The organism is Amycolatopsis sp. NPDC101161, assembly GCF_044768185.1.
Classification (GTDB): domain Bacteria; phylum Actinomycetota; class Actinomycetes; order Mycobacteriales; family Pseudonocardiaceae; genus Amycolatopsis.
On the sequence record NZ_JBIWPI010000009.1, the window covers coordinates 174,575 to 190,898 of the forward strand.

A 16,324-nucleotide genomic window follows, 5' to 3' on the forward strand; every position below is an offset into this window, starting at 1 on the left:
GCCAAGGCAATCCACTCCGCCCGGCCGTCCACTCCGGACCGGCCCGGCCGTCACGGCACCACGCGGTGCACCCCGATCAGCACCTGCTGCCAGACCGCGGCCGGGTCGGCGCCGTGCTCGACCGACTTGAGCGCCGGCGCGACCACCGTCTCCTGGATCTTGCCGTCGCCCGGGCCCTTGTACTGCGGCTTCCCGACCTTCCGCGCCTGGGCGACGAAGACCTGCCCGCTCAGCGCGCCGCCGAAGTAGCCGTTCATCTCGCTGAGCAGGTCGGGCGACGTGAACGCGTCCACCTGGCTCGGGAAGGTCCCGCTCACCCGGAACGCGTGCAGCTGCTGCTCGGGCGCGGTCAGCCAGGCGGCCAGCGCCGCGGCCTCCCGCTGGTGCGGGCTCGCGGCCGGGACCGTCAGGTAGGAGCCGCCCCAGTTGCCGCCGCCGTCCGGGAACGCGTCGGTGATCGCCCACTTGCCCGCGTTGCCGAGCCCCGCCTGCTGCTCGATGACGCCCAGCATCCACGCCGGACAGACCTTCGTCGCGAAGGCGCCCAAGCGCAGGCCATTGTTGCCGTCGTCGGCGAAGGCGGTGAGCCCGGCCGACTGCCCCTGCTTCACCGCGGTCGTGACCTGGTTCCACGCGGCGCGCAGCGCGGTGTTCGTCTCGAGCGTCGGGTGGTCGTCGCGGTCGAGGTAGCCGACCGGCAGCTGGTTGACCATCGCGTTGAAGTTCTGCGCCGCGGAGTCGAACCAGGCCTTGCCCTTCGAGCGCTTGACGTACCGCTCGCCGGCCGCGAAGTAGCTGTCCCAGGTCGCGAACATCGTCTTCACCGAGCCGGGGTCGGTCGGCAGCCCGGCGGCCTCGAGGAGGTCCTTGCGGTAGCACATCGCCAGCGGGCCGATGTCCGTGCCGTAGCCGACGAGCTTGCCGTCCTTGCTGCGGCCGGCTTCGTACTTCCACTCCAGCCAGCGGCCGGGCTTCACGTCGGGCGGGCCGATCTCGGCGAGGTCGGCGAACTTCCCGGACTGCGCGAGGACGTCGGCGAGGTGGCCCTCCTCGACGGCCTGGACGTCGGCGAGCCCTTGTCCGCTTTGGAGCTTGTCCAGCAGGTCCTGGTGGTACGGTCCGCCCTGCTCGGTCCGGACCTGGGTGACGGTGATCCCGGGGTGGGTGAACTCGTAGCCGGGGATCAGGTCGTCGTAGCCGAACTCGCCGAACGTCGCGAGCGTCAGCGTGATGCGCTCGGGCGTACCGGGGCCGCAGCCGCCGGTCAGGACGAGCAGGACGACGGCGACGGCGACGGCCAGCCGTCTTCGGATGGATCTCATTGGCACTCCTCACCCCTTCGTGATTGGGAGCGCTCCCGGACGGAGTCTCGGTTCCGGGTGCGGTGGGTGTCAAGGTGCGCGACGGCGGGTGTCCGCGCGGACACGGAAGGGGTGCGATGAAGCGTCCGACGATCACCGACATCGCGCGGGAGGCCGGCGTCTCCAAAGGCGCGGTGTCCTACGCGCTCAACGGCCGGCCGGGAGTGTCCGAGGAGACCCGCCACCGGATCACGCGCATCGCCCGCGAGCTGGGCTGGTCGCCGAGCAGCGCGGCGCGCGCCCTGTCGGGCGGGCGCTCCGGGACGATCGGCCTGGTGCTCGACGGGCCGTCGGAGGTGTTCTTCCCGGCGTTGCTCGACGGGTTTTCCCAGGAGCTGCTGCTGAGGGTCGCGTCCGGCCCCGACGCGGCGCTGGCGGTCTACCGCCGCTGGCGGGCGGAGCGCAAGGTGGACGGCGTCCTGCTGACCGGCCCGGACTGCGCACCGGAGCTGGCACGGATCGGCTTGCCGGCGGTGGTGCTGGGCGGCCCGGGAGGCCTGCCGGAGGCGCCCTCGGTCCGGGTGGACGACCGTGCGGGAGCGGCGGAGGCGTTGGAGTACTTGGCGGCGCTGGGCCACCGGCACGTGGTCCGGATCCCGGGAGCGGCGGCGTTCGCGGATGCGGGGGAGAGGGAGGAAGCGTTCACGACGGAGGCCCGCCGGCTGGGGTTGGCCGAGGCGCGGACCGCGGGGGACGTGGGGACAGCATGCTGCGGGGATAGGGAAGGCCTAGGTGCGGCGCATCGCGGTGGCACCGGGCGGGCTGGAGCTTCGGGCGGGGTGCAGGGCCCCGGTTCCGCGCGCCACGGTGGCGGCGGGTCAGAGGACTCAGGCTCCGCTTACCGCGGTAGCGCTGGGTCGGCTGCCGGGGTGCAAGGCTTGGGTCCGGCGCATCGCGGTGGAGCCGGGTGGGCTGGAGCTTCGGGCGGCGGGGTGCAAGGCGCCGGTTCCGCGCGCGGCGGTGGTGTCGGGCCGCAGGACTCCGGTTCCGCGTACCGCGGGAGCGCTGGGCCGGCCGCCGGGGTGCCGGGCCTCGGTCCGGCGCCCCGCGGTAGCGCCACGCAGGCCGGATCTCCGGGCCCCGGCGTGCAGAACCCCGGTTCCGTGCGCCGCAGCACTGCAACCCCGCTTGGCGACTGGGCCGACGATCCCTGGCGCCCCGGCGTCTGGCCCGGCCGGATCCACAGCTCGGACCCGGCCGGGAGCGGCCGAGCCGGGATGTGGTCCCCGAGTCCCGAGCCCCTCGGCCGGCCCCTCACCCTCCCCATCGAACCCTCGGCCGAGGCCGTCCGCCGGGTGCTCCTCGCCGATCCGCGGCCCACCGCCCTCCTCTGCGACACCGACTCCCTCGCCGTCGCCGCGCTCGTTGCCGCGCGGGAGCTCGGCCTCTCCGTCCCCCGGGACCTCTCCGTCGTCTCCTGGGACGACTCCGACCTCTGCCGGCTCGTGCGGCCCACCCTCTCCGCCGTCCGGCGCCCGCTTGCCGAGCTGGGGGCACTCGCCGCGTCGATGTTGCGGGACCTCGTCGCCGGGGAGGACGTCGGGGATGTCTGCGCCTCGCGGCCGCGGCTGGTCACGCGCGGCAGCACCGGTCCCGTCCGCTGACGGGGCCGGTGCCGCGCGATGCCTCAGCTGCCCTGGCAGGTCACCGACGGCTGGGCCGGGTTCGTCCCCGGCGCGTTCACCACCAACCCGAACGTGGTGGACCCGTCCGGGGCGACGCGGCCGTTCCAGTCGGCGTTGCGGACCGTCACCACCGAACCCGACTGGCTCAGCGTCCCGTTCCAGACACTGCCGATCGTCTGGCCCGACGGCAGCGTCCAGCCCGCCTGCCAGCCGTTGTAGGCCGCGGTGCCGTGGTTCATCACCGTCACCGTCGCCTGGTAGCCGCCGCTCCAGGCGTTCGTCACCTCGTACATCGCCATGCACGAGCCGGTCGGCGGGGGCGGGCTCGTGGGGGCCGTCGGCGTGGTCGTCGGGGTGCCCGGCTGGTGCACCCCGGTGACTTCGCCGTGGCCGCCGTCGAACGTCACGTCCGAGCAGCCGTAGAACGTCTCGGCGCTGTCGGAGCGCTTCCACACCGAATAGATGATGTGCCGCCCGGACTTGTTCGCCGGCAGCGCGCCGGTCCACTTGTACTGCCCGTCGACCGTGCCGACCTGGCCGGTCACCGCCGGGTGGTCCACCGTCAGGAACGGCTGGTCCTCCAGCGAGTCCCAGGTGAGCGGCTTCGACGGGTCCCAGCCGTCCTTCGTCACGTACGTGTAGAACCAGCCCGGGTGCGCGGCCCACGCGTTGTACGAGAAGTCGAACGACGCCCCGGCCGTCAGGTGCGTCAGCGGCCAGTCGCCGACCTGGTCGAAGCCGGCGTAGTTCGGGTTGCCGCCCGAACACAGCTTGCCGTCGTCGATGAACCCGCGCGTGCGGCCGGCGCCGTCGGAGCGCAGCACGGCGAACCAGTTGTACAGCGAGTTGGCGCCGCTGGTGGCCACCGCGGCCGCGCAGGCCGGGTTCTGCGGGACGATCTGGCCGGTCGAGCTGAGGCCGTCCTGCCAGCACAGGAACGTCCGGCTGCCCGGTTTCATCATGGCGCCGTGCGCTTCGGCGGTGCCCGTGTTCAGCAGGACGGCGGTCAAGCTCGCCAGCAGCACGGTCACGGCGGCGAGGATCGTACTTCGTCTCCTGGTCACGTCAGTCCCTTCGTCGGGTAGCGTGCGTCGAAGACTGGGAGCGCTCTCACGATCAGGATACGCGGCGGTGGTCACTTCCGGAACATCCCGCGGTGACCGGGGCCGGTGCCTTGGCCTACCTTGACGCAAGGCCGTCGATCACCGAGAAAGGCAGAGAGTGGACATTCCCTCATCGGTTCCCGCGTGGGTGCGCGCCGAGCCCGCTCGCCTGCTCGGTTTCGCCGCCCGCGCGGCCCATCCCGGCGGCGGCTTCGCCTGGCTCGACGACAGTGGCCAACCGGTGCTCGACCGGCCCGTGGAAACGTGGATCACCTGCCGGATGACGCACGTCTTCGCGCTGGCGCAGCTCCAGGGTGCCGACACCGCGGCGCAGGTCGCCCACGGCGTCGACGCGCTGACCGGCGTCCTGCACGACCCGGACCACGGCGGCTGGTACGCGACGACAACGTTGTCAGAGAAGCGCGCGTATGAGCACGCCTTCGTCGTCCTGGCCGCCTCGAGCGCGGTGGCCGCCGGCGCCGAGGGCGCGCGACCGCTGCTGGCCGACGCCCTCGACGTCGTCGAACGCCGGTTCTGGGAGCCGGGCCCCGGCCGGGTCGCCGACGTCTGGGACCGCGGCTGGACGCACCTGGAGGACTACCGCGGGGCCAACGCCAACATGCACACCGTCGAGGCGTTCCTGGCCGCGGCCGACGTCACCGGCGACCGGGTCTGGGCCGATCGCGCACTGTCCATTGTGGAGCACCTTGTGCACGGCGAAGCCCGCGCGCACGGCTGGCTGCTCCCGGAGCACTACGACGCCGGCTGGCACGTCCGCCTGGACCACAACCGCGACGAACCCGCCCACCCGTTCCGGCCCTTCGGTGCCACGATCGGTCACCTCTTCGAGTGGGCGCGGCTGGCCGTCCACCTCGAGCGCGCGCTCGGGACCGACGCCCCGGAGTGGCTGCTGCCCGACGCGGAAGCCCTGTTCGCCACCGCGGTCCGCCACGGCTGGGCCGTCGACGGGCGGCCGGGATTCGTCTACACCACCGACTTCGCCGGGACGCCGGTCGTGCGCACCCGCCTGCACTGGGTCGTGGCCGAGGCGATCGCCGCCGCGTGGACGCTGCACCAGGAGACCGGCGAGGCGGCCTACCTCGACCGCTTCCGGGAGTGGTGCGACCACGCCGAGGCGTGCTTCGCCGACCGCGAGCGCGGTTCGTGGCACCACGAGCTGGACCCGGAGAACCGCCCCGCGGCGGCGGTCTGGGCCGGCAAGCCCGACATCTACCACGCCTACCAGGCGACGCTCCTGCCCGCGTTGCCGCCCGCCGCGTCGTTCGCCGGCGCGCTGATCACCCGCCGCTAGACTGCGCGGACCCCTGCCGACGAGGAGAACCATGTCGCCTTACGCCGCCGCCGAAGACCGGTACGCGGACATGCCCTACCGGCGCGCCGGGCGCAGCGGGCTGAAGCTGCCCGCCGTTTCGCTCGGGCTGTGGCACAACTTCGGGGACGACAAGCCCCTCGACGTCCAGCGCGCGGTGCTGCGCCGGGCGTTCGACCTCGGGGTGACGCACTTCGACCTCGCCAACAACTACGGCCCGCCCCCGGGTGCGGCCGAGGCGAACTTCGGCAAGCACTACGCCGCCGACTTCCGCCCGTACCGCGACGAGATCCTCGTGTCGTCGAAGGCCGGCTACCTGATGTGGGACGGCCCGTACGGCGAGTGGGGCTCGCGCAAGAACCTCCTGGCCAGCCTGGACCAGAGCCTCGCGCGCACCGGACTGGACCACTTCGACGTCTTCTACTCCCACCGCCCGGACCCCGAGACGCCGATCGAGGAGACGATGGGCGCCCTCGACACCGCGGTCCGGTCCGGAAAAGCGCTCTACGCGGGCATCTCGAACTACTCGCCCGAGCAGACGACGGCCGCGCTGGCCGCGCTGAAGGAGCTCGGCACGCCGCTGCTGATCCACCAGCCGTCGTACTCGATCCTGAACCGCTGGGTCGAGGACGGCCTGCTGGACACCCTGGCCGAGCACGGCGTCGGCTCGATCGCCTACTCACCGCTGAGCCAGGGCCTGCTGACCGACCGCTACCTCGACGGCGTCCCCGCCGACTCGCGGGCCGCCGGCGCCAGCCCGTTCCTCACGACGGACCGCCTCACCGAGGAGACCCTTTCCACGATCCGCGCGCTGAACGACGTCGCGAAGCAGCGCGGCCAGACGCTGGCCCAGCTGGCCATCGCCTGGGTGCTGCGCCGCGGTCGCGTCACCTCCGCGCTGATCGGCGCCAGCAGCGTCGCGCAGCTGGAGAACACCGTCGCGGCGACGAAGAACCTCGAGTTCACCGACGACGAGCTGGCCGAGATCGACCGGATCGTCGCGGGCTAGCAGCCGATCCTCGCGGAGCCCAGGGCCACGTCGTCGAACCACAGCGTGTCGGCGTCCCCGCCGTAGCTTTCCCAGCCGAGCCGGAAGTCGGTCACCGCCGGGTGCCAGGCGCGGGCGAGCCACTGCTGGTCGACGTCGGGAGTGGGGACGCCGTCGACGACGAGCCCGGGCACCGCGGCGGAGCCGAGCCACGTCCGCAGCTGCCCGGCGGCGCCGTCGATCGCGAACTCGAAGCAGGACCAGGTGCCGGTCGGCAGCGGGACGCTCTGGGCGACGCCGGCCGGGCTCTGCGCGGGCAGCGTCGCGTCGTCGGACTCGCGGTTCCACTGCAGGGCCTGGTTCTGCCCGCCGGCCCGCAGGTCGCGGCCGCCGTCCGCGCTGTCGCGCAGGGCCAGGAACGTGACGTGCCCGGTGGGCAGCGCGGTGGTGTGCCGGACCCAGAACCGGCCGTACAGCACGCCGGAGCCGGGCACGCTCGTCCCGAAGAAGGCGTGGTTGCAGTAGCCGCCCCCGCCGGCGACCTTCACCGAGCGGAAGCCGGAGTGCGCGACCGCCGTGTCGACGGTGACCGTGCCGGTGCCCTGGCAGTTCGCCGCGCCGACGGTCCAGCGGCCGGCCGGCGCGCTGCCGGTCTGCTGCTCGAAGTCGTCGCAGACCGCCGCGGCCGCGCACCCGGCGGGTGCCGGCGTGGACGTCGTGGTGGTCGGCGTCACCGAGGTCGTCGTCGCCGGGGGAGTGGTGGTGTCCCCGCACGCGACGCCGTTGAGGGCGAAGTCCGTGGGGTCGGGACCGGTCGACGTGCCTTGGAGGCCGAACGAGACGGTGCCGCCCGCGGGCAGCGAAGCGTTGTAGGGCAAGCTCTCCGCGGTCACGGCGGTGCCGGCCTGCCGCACGGTGGCGTTCCAGGCGGAGGTGACGGACTGGCTGCCGGCGTAGTGCCAGGTGAGCGTCCAGGACGAGAGCGCGGTGGCGCCGTTGGTCACGGTGATCTCGGCGGTGAACCCGGTCTGCCACTGGTTGACGCGGTAGCCGACCGAACAGGCCGGCGCCGCGGTGGCCGGGCCGGCGAGGACGACCGCCGTGGTGCCCGCCGCGGCGAGGCAGACTCCGGCGAGGGCGGCGGCGAACCTGTGCATCGGGCCTCCCGGGACGCGGACAGGGGCGCCGTGGCTCGCACCACGGCGCCCCTGGGTGGTGGCCGCGTTCGGTTGAGGCGACCTGGCATGGGAGCGCTTCCAGCCGCCGGAAAGGTAACCCCGGTGTGTCGTCGTTGTAAAGCGCGACCCGGACGCGGGCCGATCCGGTGGTCGGTTTTCCGCGATCTTCCCGGCGGCCGCCGGGAACTGAACGCTCCTGAACGGCCGAATCCCTTGGATGGCAACGACTCCCTGTGGTCGCGCTGCGCCATCGGCCGGCGTCCTCTCCTGCCGCCGTTCGAGTGGAATCCGGGAATCCACGCCGAAGATCGCCGCGGGGTTTACAGCGCCGCGAAGGGCCGGGTACTGTCCACCGCTGCTGGGAGCGCTCTCATGGATTGTCCTGTACCGAGGGAGTGATCGATGCGTTCCGGACCAGCACTGCTCGGCGCCTTCAGCGCGCTCGCCGTCGTCGGCGCGACGACGGCGTTCACGCTCGGCACGCCTTCGCCCGCCGCGGCGGCGACGGCCTGCGAAGTGGGCTACACGGTGAACGACTGGGGAAGCGGTTTCACCGCGAACCTCACCTTGAAGAACCTCGGGACGGCGCCGCTGTCCGGGTGGCGGATCAGCTACACCTACACCGGGAACCAGCAGCTGCAGCAGGGCTGGAACGCCACCTGGGCGCAGTCCGGCGCGACCGTCACCCTCACCCCGGCCACCTGGAACGGCACGATCGCCCCGAACGCGTCGATCAGCGCCGGCGCGAACTTCGCCTACAGCGGGGCGAACGCGGCGCCGGTGTCGTTCAGCGTCAACGGCGAACCCTGCGGCGGCACCCAGCCGCCGTCGACCACACCCACCACGCCGCCGCCGACGACCACCACCACGCCGACACCGCCGCCCGGTGGCGCGCCGCAGCTGCACGTCTCCGGCAACCGGCTGACCGACGCCGCGGGCACCGCCGTGACGCTGCACGGGGTCAACCGCTCCGGCGGCGAGTTCGCGTGCGTGCAGGGCAACGGCCTCTTCGACGGTCCGATGGACGCGACGTCGGTCGCCGCCATCAAGAGCTGGCACGCCAACGTCGTGCGCGTGCCCTTCAACGAGGACTGCTGGCTCGGGTTGTCCGATGTGGACCCGCGGTACGCCGGGGCCACCTACCGCGCGGCCATCAAGTCCTATGTGGACCTGCTGCACCAGAACGGCCTGGTCGCGATCCTCGACCTGCACTGGACCCACGGTGTCTACACCGGAAACTCCTCGGCGTGCAGCGACGTCAACGCCACCTGCCAGAAGCCGATGACCGACAGCGAGCACTCGGTCGACCTGTGGACGTCGGTCGCGAACACGTTCAAGGGCGACAACGCGACGATCCTCGACCTGTTCAACGAGCCCTACCTCGACCGCGCGGTCTCCGGGTCGGCGCAGGCGTGGACGTGCTGGCGTGACGGCGGCTCAGCGTGCTCCGGCATCGGCTACCCGGTGGCCGGCATGCAGGCGCTGGTGAACGCGGTCCGCGCGACCGGCGCCACCAACGTGATCATGCTCGGCGGCCTCGCCTACTCCAACGATCTCACCGGCTGGCTGCAGTACAAGCCGAGCGACCCGGCGGGCAACCTGGTCGCGTCCTGGCACTCGTACAACTTCAACACGTGCAGCTCGTCGTCGTGCTGGGACAGCCAGCTCGCGCCGGTCGCCGCGGCCGTCCCGCTGGTGGCCGGGGAAATCGGCGAGAACGACTGCGCGAGCGGGTACGTCACCGGCCTGATGGACTGGCTCGACCGGCACCAGGCGTCCTACCTCGGCTGGACCTGGAACACCTGGAACTGCGGCACGGGCCCGGCGCTCATCACCTCCTACGACGGCACCCCGACGGCGTTCGGCGCGGGCATCCGCGCGCACTTCCTCGCCGCCGGCTGACGGGACCGGCGGTGAGGCGGGGCGGCGGATTCCCTCCGCCGCCCCGCTCCCGTCCCGCCGTCAGGACGTGGTGCAGGCGTGGCCGTTGAGGCTGATCGTGGCGGGCTTCCCGTTGGTGGCGCCGGAGGTGCCGGTGAAGCCGAACCCGGCGCTGCCACCCGCCGGGATCGTCTTGTTCCAGCCCGCGTCCACCGCCGAGACCGCCGCGCCCGTCTGCGTCACCTGGGCGTTCCAGGCCTGCGTAACGCGCTGGCCGTCGGCGAAGGACCAGGTGACCGTCCAGCCGGTCACCGGTGTGGTCCCGGTGTTGCCCACCTTCACGTCGGCCTGGAAACCGCCCTGCCACTGGTTCGTCACCGTGTAGGCCGCGGTGCACGACGACGACGGCACCGGTGTGGTCGTGGTCGTTGTGGTCGGCGGCGGGGAAGTGGTGGTCGTGGACGTCGGCGGCGGCTGGTCACCGCCGGACTCGCCCACGATCACGCCTCGCCCGTTCGTGCCCACGTACACCCGGCCGTACACCCGCGGATCGCCGCTCAGCGCCGCGCCGATGTTGCCGTACTGGTGCTGGTCGTCGTTGATCCGCGTCCACGACGCCCCCGAGTCGTCCGACCGGAAGATCCCGCGCACCCCGCCGATCTTCGCGATGGTGTATAACGCCGAATACGTCCGGCCGGAAGCGGCTTTGCCGAACCCGATGTTGTCGGCGTCGGTGACCCCGGTCAGCTTCGTGAAAGACGCTCCGGAGTCGGTGGAGTGCCAGAGCCCGTACGCCGACCCGGATCCGCCGGCCAGCCAGACGTCCCCGGCCGCGCCCGGCAGGGCCTTGAAGTGCACCGATCCGCTCGGCAGCCCGGTGGCCGCGGTGGCGGTGAACGTCGCGCCGCCGTCGGTGCTGACGTAGAACTTCCCCGCGGCGAACCCGTAGAACCGCTTCGGGTCCACCCGGTCGGACTCGACGACCGCGCCGGCGGGGATGCCGGCCGACGCCGTCCACGACGAGCCGAACCCGACGGAGTAGCTGACCCTCGTGCCGTCCGGGCTCCACACGAACCGGCTGCCGTCGGCGGCCGCGGCCACTGTCCCGCCGCTCGCGCCGCCGCCCGGTTCGGCGCCCTGGAACCAGTTCTTGCCGCCGTCGGTGGAGAAGGCGACGCGGTTGTCGTTCGGCCGGGCACCGCGGTCGAGGGTGCCGACGCGCACGATCGTCGCCGGGCTGAGCTCGGCGTAGTCCAGGCTGGTGGTCGTCGTGAACACCGGCGAGGTGAACATCGTCGACGGCACGGCGTCGAGGCTGTCGTGCCGGAACCCGCCGATGTCGCCGAGCCCGGAGAGCAGCGGGGCGCCCGACGGCGGGCTGATCAGGTCCAGCACGGCGGTTTCCTCGAGGCCGCCGACGACCGGTTTGAGCGTGATCTTGCCGCCGCTGTCCCACTTGGTGAGGTCGGACGTGCCGTAGATGGTCGCGCCGGTGCCGTAGAGCAGGTGGTTCGAGTCGAACGGGTCGATCTCGACCGACTCGGTCATCCAGCCGAGCTTCGGCGACGGCACCGGGGGAGCGGGCTGGGTGCCGAAGGTCAGCCACGGCACCGAAGAGATGTCCTGGGTGTACCGCAGCGACCGGTCGGGGTAGCCGGCGAAGTCCCAGATCCGGGTCCAGGTGGCGCCGCCGTCGGTGCTGCGGAAGAAGATGACGTCCGGCCACCACGACACCTGCGTCGCGACCATCAGCGTGTTCGGGTGCTGCCGGTCGATCGTCAGGCCGCTGTAGCCGAAGTAGTCGTCCGTGCTGTCGGACGGGATCGGGCTGATCCGCGTCCACGCGCCGGTCTTCGTGGCGTACTTCCAGACGTCGCCCTTCGCGCCGTCGTAGGGGCCGCCGGTGTCGCTGGTCGCGAGGTAGAGGTAGCCGCCGACCGGGTCGAGGACGCCCTTGTGCGCGAGGAACCCGGTGGGCTGGCCGGCCAGCCGCGCCCACGTCGCGCCGCCGTCGGTGCTGCGGTAGACGGTGTTCGCCTTGTCGGCGACGCCGACGTAGATGGTCTGCGTGGTGCTGCCGCGGGTGCCGGTCGACGGGTCGAACGTCACCCAGGTGACGCCTTCGTTGTCGCTGGAGTAGCCGGTCGTGTCGCTGGGGTCGGGCGCGTAGTTCCCGGGGTTGGGGAAGGCGGTCACCTTCGCCCACGTGACGCCGGAGTCCGTGCTGCGCCAGAGCCCGTTGCCGCTGGGCGCCCCGAGGTAGAGGACGCTGTCGCGGTTCGGGTCGATCGCGAGCCGCTCGCCCATGCCGCGGCCGGGCATGTTGCCGCCGAGCTTGAACGGCAGCGCCGAAGCCTGCCACGTCGCGCCGCGGTCGGCCGAACGCAGGATCGCGCCGGGGTTCGGGTCCCAGCTGTTGGTGTACATCCCCGCCGCGGCGTAGACGCGGTTCGGGTCGACCGGGTCGGTGGCGAGGCTGACCACGCCGTTGTGGCCCCAGTCGGTCCAGCCGACCGAGTCCAGCAGCGGGACCCAGCGCCCGGTGGCCGGGTTCCAGCGGTACGCGCCGCCGATGTCGGTGCGGGCGTAGGCCAGGCCCGGTTCGGCCTGGTTGAAGACGATGCCGGGGACGAACCCGCCGCCGCCGATCTCCGCGTTGCGCCACGTGTACGGCGCGGAGGCGGCGGGAGACGCGGGCGCGCCGGCGGTGATCGCGACGGCGATCGGTGTGAGCGCGGCCAGCGCGTACGCGAGCAATTGTCTCGGTGATCGGGAACGCGTGCTTCGCACGTTTGCCTCCATGCGTCGGGCGATAGGAGGCTGGGAGCGCTTCCGAAAACCGTAAACCAGGCCTGCGACCAGGTCAAACCCTTCGACGATTTCGCCCGCGCGATCCGTCCACAGTGGATTTCCTGAACCGGCGGCACCGGCCGGCCGTGTCCATTGTGTATCGATTCACGGCCGGAAAGGAGGGTGCGGCGGACGGAGCAACGTTGTGCGCCAACCGGTATCACATATGTGAACGACGATCAGGTTTCTGAATCGTTATCAAGAACTGTCTTGCCCGGTTTTTTCGGGCGTGTGAGTGTGGTGGCCGCTGGCTGGACTGGACCTACGAAAGAGGCGACCCGGCAATGACGCAGACAGCCCCGGCGCGGCAGATCAGCCGAACCACCCTGTACTTCTTCGGCGCGCTCGGCGGCATCCTCTTCGGTTACGACCTCGGCGTGATTTCCGGGGTGCTCCCGTTCATCGGGAAACTCTGGGCACTGACGAGCTGGGACAAGGGCGTGATCACCGCCAGCCTGTCGGTCGGTGCCATCGTCGGCGCGCTGTTCTCCAGCCGCACCAACGAAGCGCTCGGCCGCCGCCGCACGATCCAGGTCGCCGCGGCGATCGTCATCGTGGGCACGCTGGCGGCGACGTTCTCGCCGACGTTCGCGCTGCTGGTGATCTCGCGGCTGATCATCGGCCTCGGCATCGGCCTGTCGTCCTCGACGGTGCCGACGTACCTCTCCGAGCTGGCGCCGGCGCGGTTGCGCGGCGCGATGGGTGCGCTGAACCAGATCTTCATCGTGCTCGGCATCCTGATCGCGTTCCTGGTCAGCTACTGGCTCGGCCCGGTATCGGCGTGGCGGTGGATGTTCGCCGGTGCCATCGTGCCGGCGGCGATCCTGCTCGTCGGGCTGCTGTTCCTGCCGGAAACCCCGCGCTGGCTGGTGAAGAACGGCCGTGAAGAGGAAGCCCGGCAGGTGCTCGCGAGCGCGCACGGCAACTCCGTGAACCTCGACGAGGAGATCGCGACGATCAACGAGGTCATCCGGCTCGACACCGAGGACAAGCCGCGGGTGCGCGACCTGTTCTCCGGCTTCGTCCGGCCGATGCTCGTGGTGGCGCTGCTGCTCGCGATCGGCCAGCAGTTCAGCGGCGTCAACGCGATCAACGCGTACTTCCCGACGATGCTGATCGGCCTCGGCTTCGCGACGCAGGCCGCGCTGCTGTCCGGCGTGCTGCTGGGGGTCACGAAGTTCCTGTTCACCGCCTGGGTCGTGTTCGTGGTGGACCGCTGGGGCCGCAAGCCGCTGCTGCTCATCGGCAACGTGATCATGGTGATCACGCTGGTGGCGGCCGGGCTCGTCGTGCTGAACGTCCACGACACCGGCACGCGCGGCATCCTGATGCTGGTGATGATGGTGCTCTACCTGGTCGGCTACGAGCTCGGCTGGGGCGCGGTCGTCTGGGTGATGATGTCCGAGGTGTTCCCGCTGAAGTACCGGGCGACGGGCATGGGCGTCAGCAGCGTCGTCCTCTGGGCCGCGACCGGCATCGTGAGCGCGGTGTTCCCGATCATCTCCGACCCGAAGTCGCTCGGCATCGGCGGTTCGATGTTCCTGTTCGCCGGCATCAACGTGGTGCTGTTCGTGCTCACCAAGTGGCTCGTGCCGGAGACCAAGGGGCGCACGCTGGAGCAGATCGAGCTCGACCTCCGGGCGCGGCAGGGGGTCGCGGCCAAGAGCTGACCCGGGGGGTCTCGCGCGGCGGGGCCCGGCGCTGGTGCGCCGGGCCCCGACGCGTTATTCGTTTGCCCGGGGCCGGTCCGGCGCTGCACTGTGCCCCGATGGAGATCCGTGCCACGACCGAGCAGGACCGCGACGCCTTCGTCGACACGCTTTTCGCCGCCTTCGGGCGCTTCCCCGCGGAAGGCGACCGGGTCTGGTCGGCGTTGGAGCTGGACCGCGGCTTGTTCGCCGTGACGCCGGAAGGGCGACCCGTCGGCACCTCGGCCGTCTACTCCTTCGAGCTGACGCTGCCGGGCGAGGTCGTCGTCCCGGCCGGGGGCGTGACCGCCGTCGGCGTCCTGCCCTCGCACCGGCGTCGAGGCGCGCTGACCGCGATGATGCGGCGTCAGCTCGCCGACGCGCGGGCACGCGGGGAGTTCCTGTCCGTGCTGCTGGCCAGCGAGGCCGTCATCTACCGCCGGTTCGGCTACGGGCCGGCGACCACCACGCACCGGCTGACGGTGCCGCGGGGCCAAGCCGCCCCGCGGAGCACCGCCGTCCCGGCGGAGGGCTCGATCGAGGTGCTGCGGCGCGCCGAGTGCGGCGACGTCCTGGAGGAGGTCTACGACCGCTACCGCCGGGCCCGGCCGGGTGCGCTGTCGCGGCCGCCGCACTGGTGGGCCCGCGGCGCGGGGCAGCCGCCGACCTCCGCGGCCCCGCGGTACGTCGCCCTGCACCGCGACCCGGCCGGTGTCCCGGACGGGTACGCGACCTACCTGCTCGACGGCACGTTGACGGTCGACGAGACGATCGCCGCCGACGACGCCGTGGCGACGGCGCTGGCCCGCTTCCTGCTCGACCACGACCTGGCCACCCGCGTCGTGTTCAAGCAGTGCCCGCCGGACCACCCGTTGCGCTGGCAGCTCGCGGACTTCCGCGCGGCCGAGGTGAGCGACGAGACGGACTGGCTGTGGGTGCGCCTGCTCGACGTCCCCCGCGCGTTGACGGCCCGCGGCTGGTCAGCCGACGGTGAGCTGGTCCTCGACGTCGAAGACCCGTTCCTCGGCGAGCACGGGCGTTACTTGCTGACGGTCCGCGAGGGCAAGGCCGAATGCGTCCCGACGGACCGGGCCCCCGACCTGTCCCTCGACGTGGGCGACCTGGGCTCGGTGTACCTCGGCGGGGTCGCGCCGAGCACGCTGGCGCGGGCCGGGCACCTGCGCGTCCACCATCCGGACGCGGCCGCGCGCGCCGACGCGCTCTTCCGCACCGAGCGTGCGCCGCACTGCTTGCACTGGTTCTGAGGAGCCCCTCAAAGGGTGACGGCGAGCCCGAGCTTCCCGGCCAGCCGCGCGATCCAGGCTTCGACCTCGTCGGGTGCGCGGTCGGGCAGCCCGAAGATCGTCTCCGTGACGCCGAGGGAATCCAGGTGTGCCAACCGGTCCGGGGCGGGGCGTTCGCCGAGCGCGCAGATCTGTGGCGCCCCGGACCGCCCCTCGGCGGACCAGATCTCCTTCAGCAGAGCCACGTGCCCGTCGAGGTCGCTGTCGGCCGGGGTGGTGATCCAGCCGTCGGCGTGGCGGGCGATCCAGCGGAACGTCTTCTCGGTCGGGCCCGCGCCGAGCAGCACCGGGATGTGGGCCTGGACCGGCTTCGGCCACGCCCAGCTCGGGCCGAACGACACGAACTCCCCGGCGTAGGAGGCTTCTTCCTCCGTCCACAGTGCACTCATCGCTTCGAGGTACTCCCGCAGCGCGGTGCGGCGCCGGTTGCCCGGCACGCCGTGGTCGGTCAGCTCGTCGACGTTCCAGCCGAAGCCCGTCCCGAGCGTGACCCGCCCGCCGGACAGGTGGTCGAGGCTCGCGATCGTCTTGGCGAGGGTGATGGGGTCGCTCTCCACCGGCAGGGCCACCGCCGTGGACAGCCGGATCCGCGACGTCACCGCGGCCGCCGTCGCCAGCGCGACCCAGGGGTCGAGGGTGCGGCTGTAGCGGTCGTCGGGCAGGGACGCGTCGCCGGTGCGCGGGTGCGGCGACTCGCGTTTCACCGGGATGTGCGTGTGCTCGGGCACGTAGAAGGTGGCGAACCCCGCGGCCTCCGCGGCGCGCGCGGCGGACGCCGGGGTGATGCCCCGGTCGCTGGTGAACAGCACGATTCCGTAGTCCACGGGAGGAGCGTATTAGAACGTGTTTCAGTTTTCAAGGAGGGCAGTCGATGAGGTGAGCGCCGCTGTCGCCGTGAGGAGGATCTATGGGCGGAGGTGCAGGGTGAACGCGGTGCTCCACTGTGGACGGTCGTGGCCGGTGTCCCGGATCGTGGACGCCCGGCCCGACCGGGATGGCCAGCCGGGGGCCGGTTC

General features: G+C 72.1%; 11 protein-coding genes. 6 read left to right on the top strand and 5 right to left on the bottom strand.

Features of this window, described 5'->3' with window-relative positions; translation table 11 throughout:
• Positions 1-50: 50 nt before the first annotated feature.
• Positions 51-1,322, bottom strand: coding sequence for an ABC transporter substrate-binding protein (locus ACIRSS_RS49425; protein ID WP_400909270.1), 1,272 nt, complete (start codon positions 1,320-1,322; stop codon positions 51-53).
• Between the two features lie 116 nt (positions 1,323-1,438).
• Between ACIRSS_RS49425 and ACIRSS_RS49430 the strand changes: the two genes are divergently transcribed.
• Positions 1,439-2,965 (top strand): LacI family DNA-binding transcriptional regulator, encoded by a 1,527-nt coding sequence (locus ACIRSS_RS49430; protein WP_400909272.1) that lies wholly within the window; start codon positions 1,439-1,441, stop codon positions 2,963-2,965.
• Positions 2,966-2,988: 23 nt separating this feature from the next.
• Here ACIRSS_RS49430 and ACIRSS_RS49435 read toward each other — a convergent pair whose 3' ends face one another.
• Positions 2,989-4,017: a lytic polysaccharide monooxygenase gene (locus ACIRSS_RS49435; protein ID WP_400909274.1), complete on the bottom strand. Its 1,029-nt coding sequence runs from the start codon at positions 4,015-4,017 to the stop codon at positions 2,989-2,991.
• 190 nt (positions 4,018-4,207) lie between these two features.
• On the opposite strand from ACIRSS_RS49435, the gene ACIRSS_RS49440 reads away from it, so the two are divergent.
• On the top strand, positions 4,208-5,401 hold the full coding sequence (locus tag ACIRSS_RS49440; RefSeq protein WP_400909276.1) for an AGE family epimerase/isomerase: 1,194 nt from the start codon (positions 4,208-4,210) through the stop codon (positions 5,399-5,401).
• A gap of 31 nt (positions 5,402-5,432) precedes the next feature.
• Positions 5,433-6,428, top strand: a complete 996-nt coding sequence (gene mgrA / locus ACIRSS_RS49445) for an L-glyceraldehyde 3-phosphate reductase (protein WP_400909277.1) — start codon at positions 5,433-5,435, stop codon at positions 6,426-6,428.
• Here the strand turns inward: mgrA and ACIRSS_RS49450 are convergent.
• A complete protein-coding gene (locus tag ACIRSS_RS49450) occupies positions 6,425-7,564 on the bottom strand; it encodes a cellulose-binding domain-containing protein (RefSeq protein ID WP_400909279.1) in 1,140 nt (379 codons plus the stop codon). The two genes, mgrA and ACIRSS_RS49450, sit on opposite strands and share 4 nt — an antisense overlap.
• A 423-nt stretch (positions 7,565-7,987) precedes the next feature.
• On the opposite strand from ACIRSS_RS49450, the gene ACIRSS_RS49455 reads away from it, so the two are divergent.
• On the top strand, positions 7,988-9,487 hold the full coding sequence (locus ACIRSS_RS49455; RefSeq protein ID WP_400909281.1) for a cellulase family glycosylhydrolase: 1,500 nt from the start codon (positions 7,988-7,990) through the stop codon (positions 9,485-9,487).
• A 60-nt stretch (positions 9,488-9,547) separates the two neighbouring features.
• Here ACIRSS_RS49455 and ACIRSS_RS49460 read toward each other — a convergent pair whose 3' ends face one another.
• A complete protein-coding gene (locus ACIRSS_RS49460; RefSeq protein ID WP_400909283.1) occupies positions 9,548-12,256 on the bottom strand; it encodes a cellulose binding domain-containing protein in 2,709 nt (902 codons plus the stop codon).
• A 344-nt stretch (positions 12,257-12,600) separates the two neighbouring features.
• On the opposite strand from ACIRSS_RS49460, the gene ACIRSS_RS49465 reads away from it, so the two are divergent.
• Positions 12,601-13,986: a sugar porter family MFS transporter gene (locus ACIRSS_RS49465; protein ID WP_400909285.1), complete on the top strand. Its 1,386-nt coding sequence runs from the start codon at positions 12,601-12,603 to the stop codon at positions 13,984-13,986.
• Positions 13,987-14,084: 98 nt separating this feature from the next.
• Entirely contained in the window at positions 14,085-15,269 is a 1,185-nt protein-coding gene (locus ACIRSS_RS49470; protein WP_400909287.1) for a GNAT family N-acetyltransferase, read from the top strand.
• Between the two features lie 8 nt (positions 15,270-15,277).
• On the opposite strand, the gene ACIRSS_RS49475 is transcribed toward ACIRSS_RS49470, so the two are convergent.
• Positions 15,278-16,132 carry a TIGR03619 family F420-dependent LLM class oxidoreductase gene (locus ACIRSS_RS49475; RefSeq protein WP_400909289.1) on the bottom strand — a complete coding sequence of 285 codons (855 nt, stop codon included), beginning with the start codon at positions 16,130-16,132 and terminating at the stop codon, positions 15,278-15,280.
• Positions 16,133-16,324 lie beyond the last annotated feature (192 nt).

What these genes read in the sequence shown, in the direction of transcription:
- ACIRSS_RS49425 (WP_400909270.1), bottom strand. Translation starts at nt 1,322, where the DNA reads ATGAGATCCATCCGAAGACGGCTGGCCGTCGCCGTCGCCGTCGTCCTG.
- ACIRSS_RS49430 (WP_400909272.1), top strand. Translation starts at nt 1,439, where the DNA reads ATGAAGCGTCCGACGATCACCGACATCGCGCGGGAGGCCGGCGTCTCC.
- mgrA (WP_400909277.1), top strand. Translation starts at nt 5,433, where the DNA reads ATGTCGCCTTACGCCGCCGCCGAAGACCGGTACGCGGACATGCCCTAC.
- ACIRSS_RS49450 (WP_400909279.1), bottom strand. Translation starts at nt 7,564, where the DNA reads ATGCACAGGTTCGCCGCCGCCCTCGCCGGAGTCTGCCTCGCCGCGGCG.
- ACIRSS_RS49455 (WP_400909281.1), top strand. Translation starts at nt 7,988, where the DNA reads ATGCGTTCCGGACCAGCACTGCTCGGCGCCTTCAGCGCGCTCGCCGTC.
- ACIRSS_RS49465 (WP_400909285.1), top strand. Translation starts at nt 12,601, where the DNA reads ATGACGCAGACAGCCCCGGCGCGGCAGATCAGCCGAACCACCCTGTAC.
- ACIRSS_RS49470 (WP_400909287.1), top strand. Translation starts at nt 14,085, where the DNA reads ATGGAGATCCGTGCCACGACCGAGCAGGACCGCGACGCCTTCGTCGAC.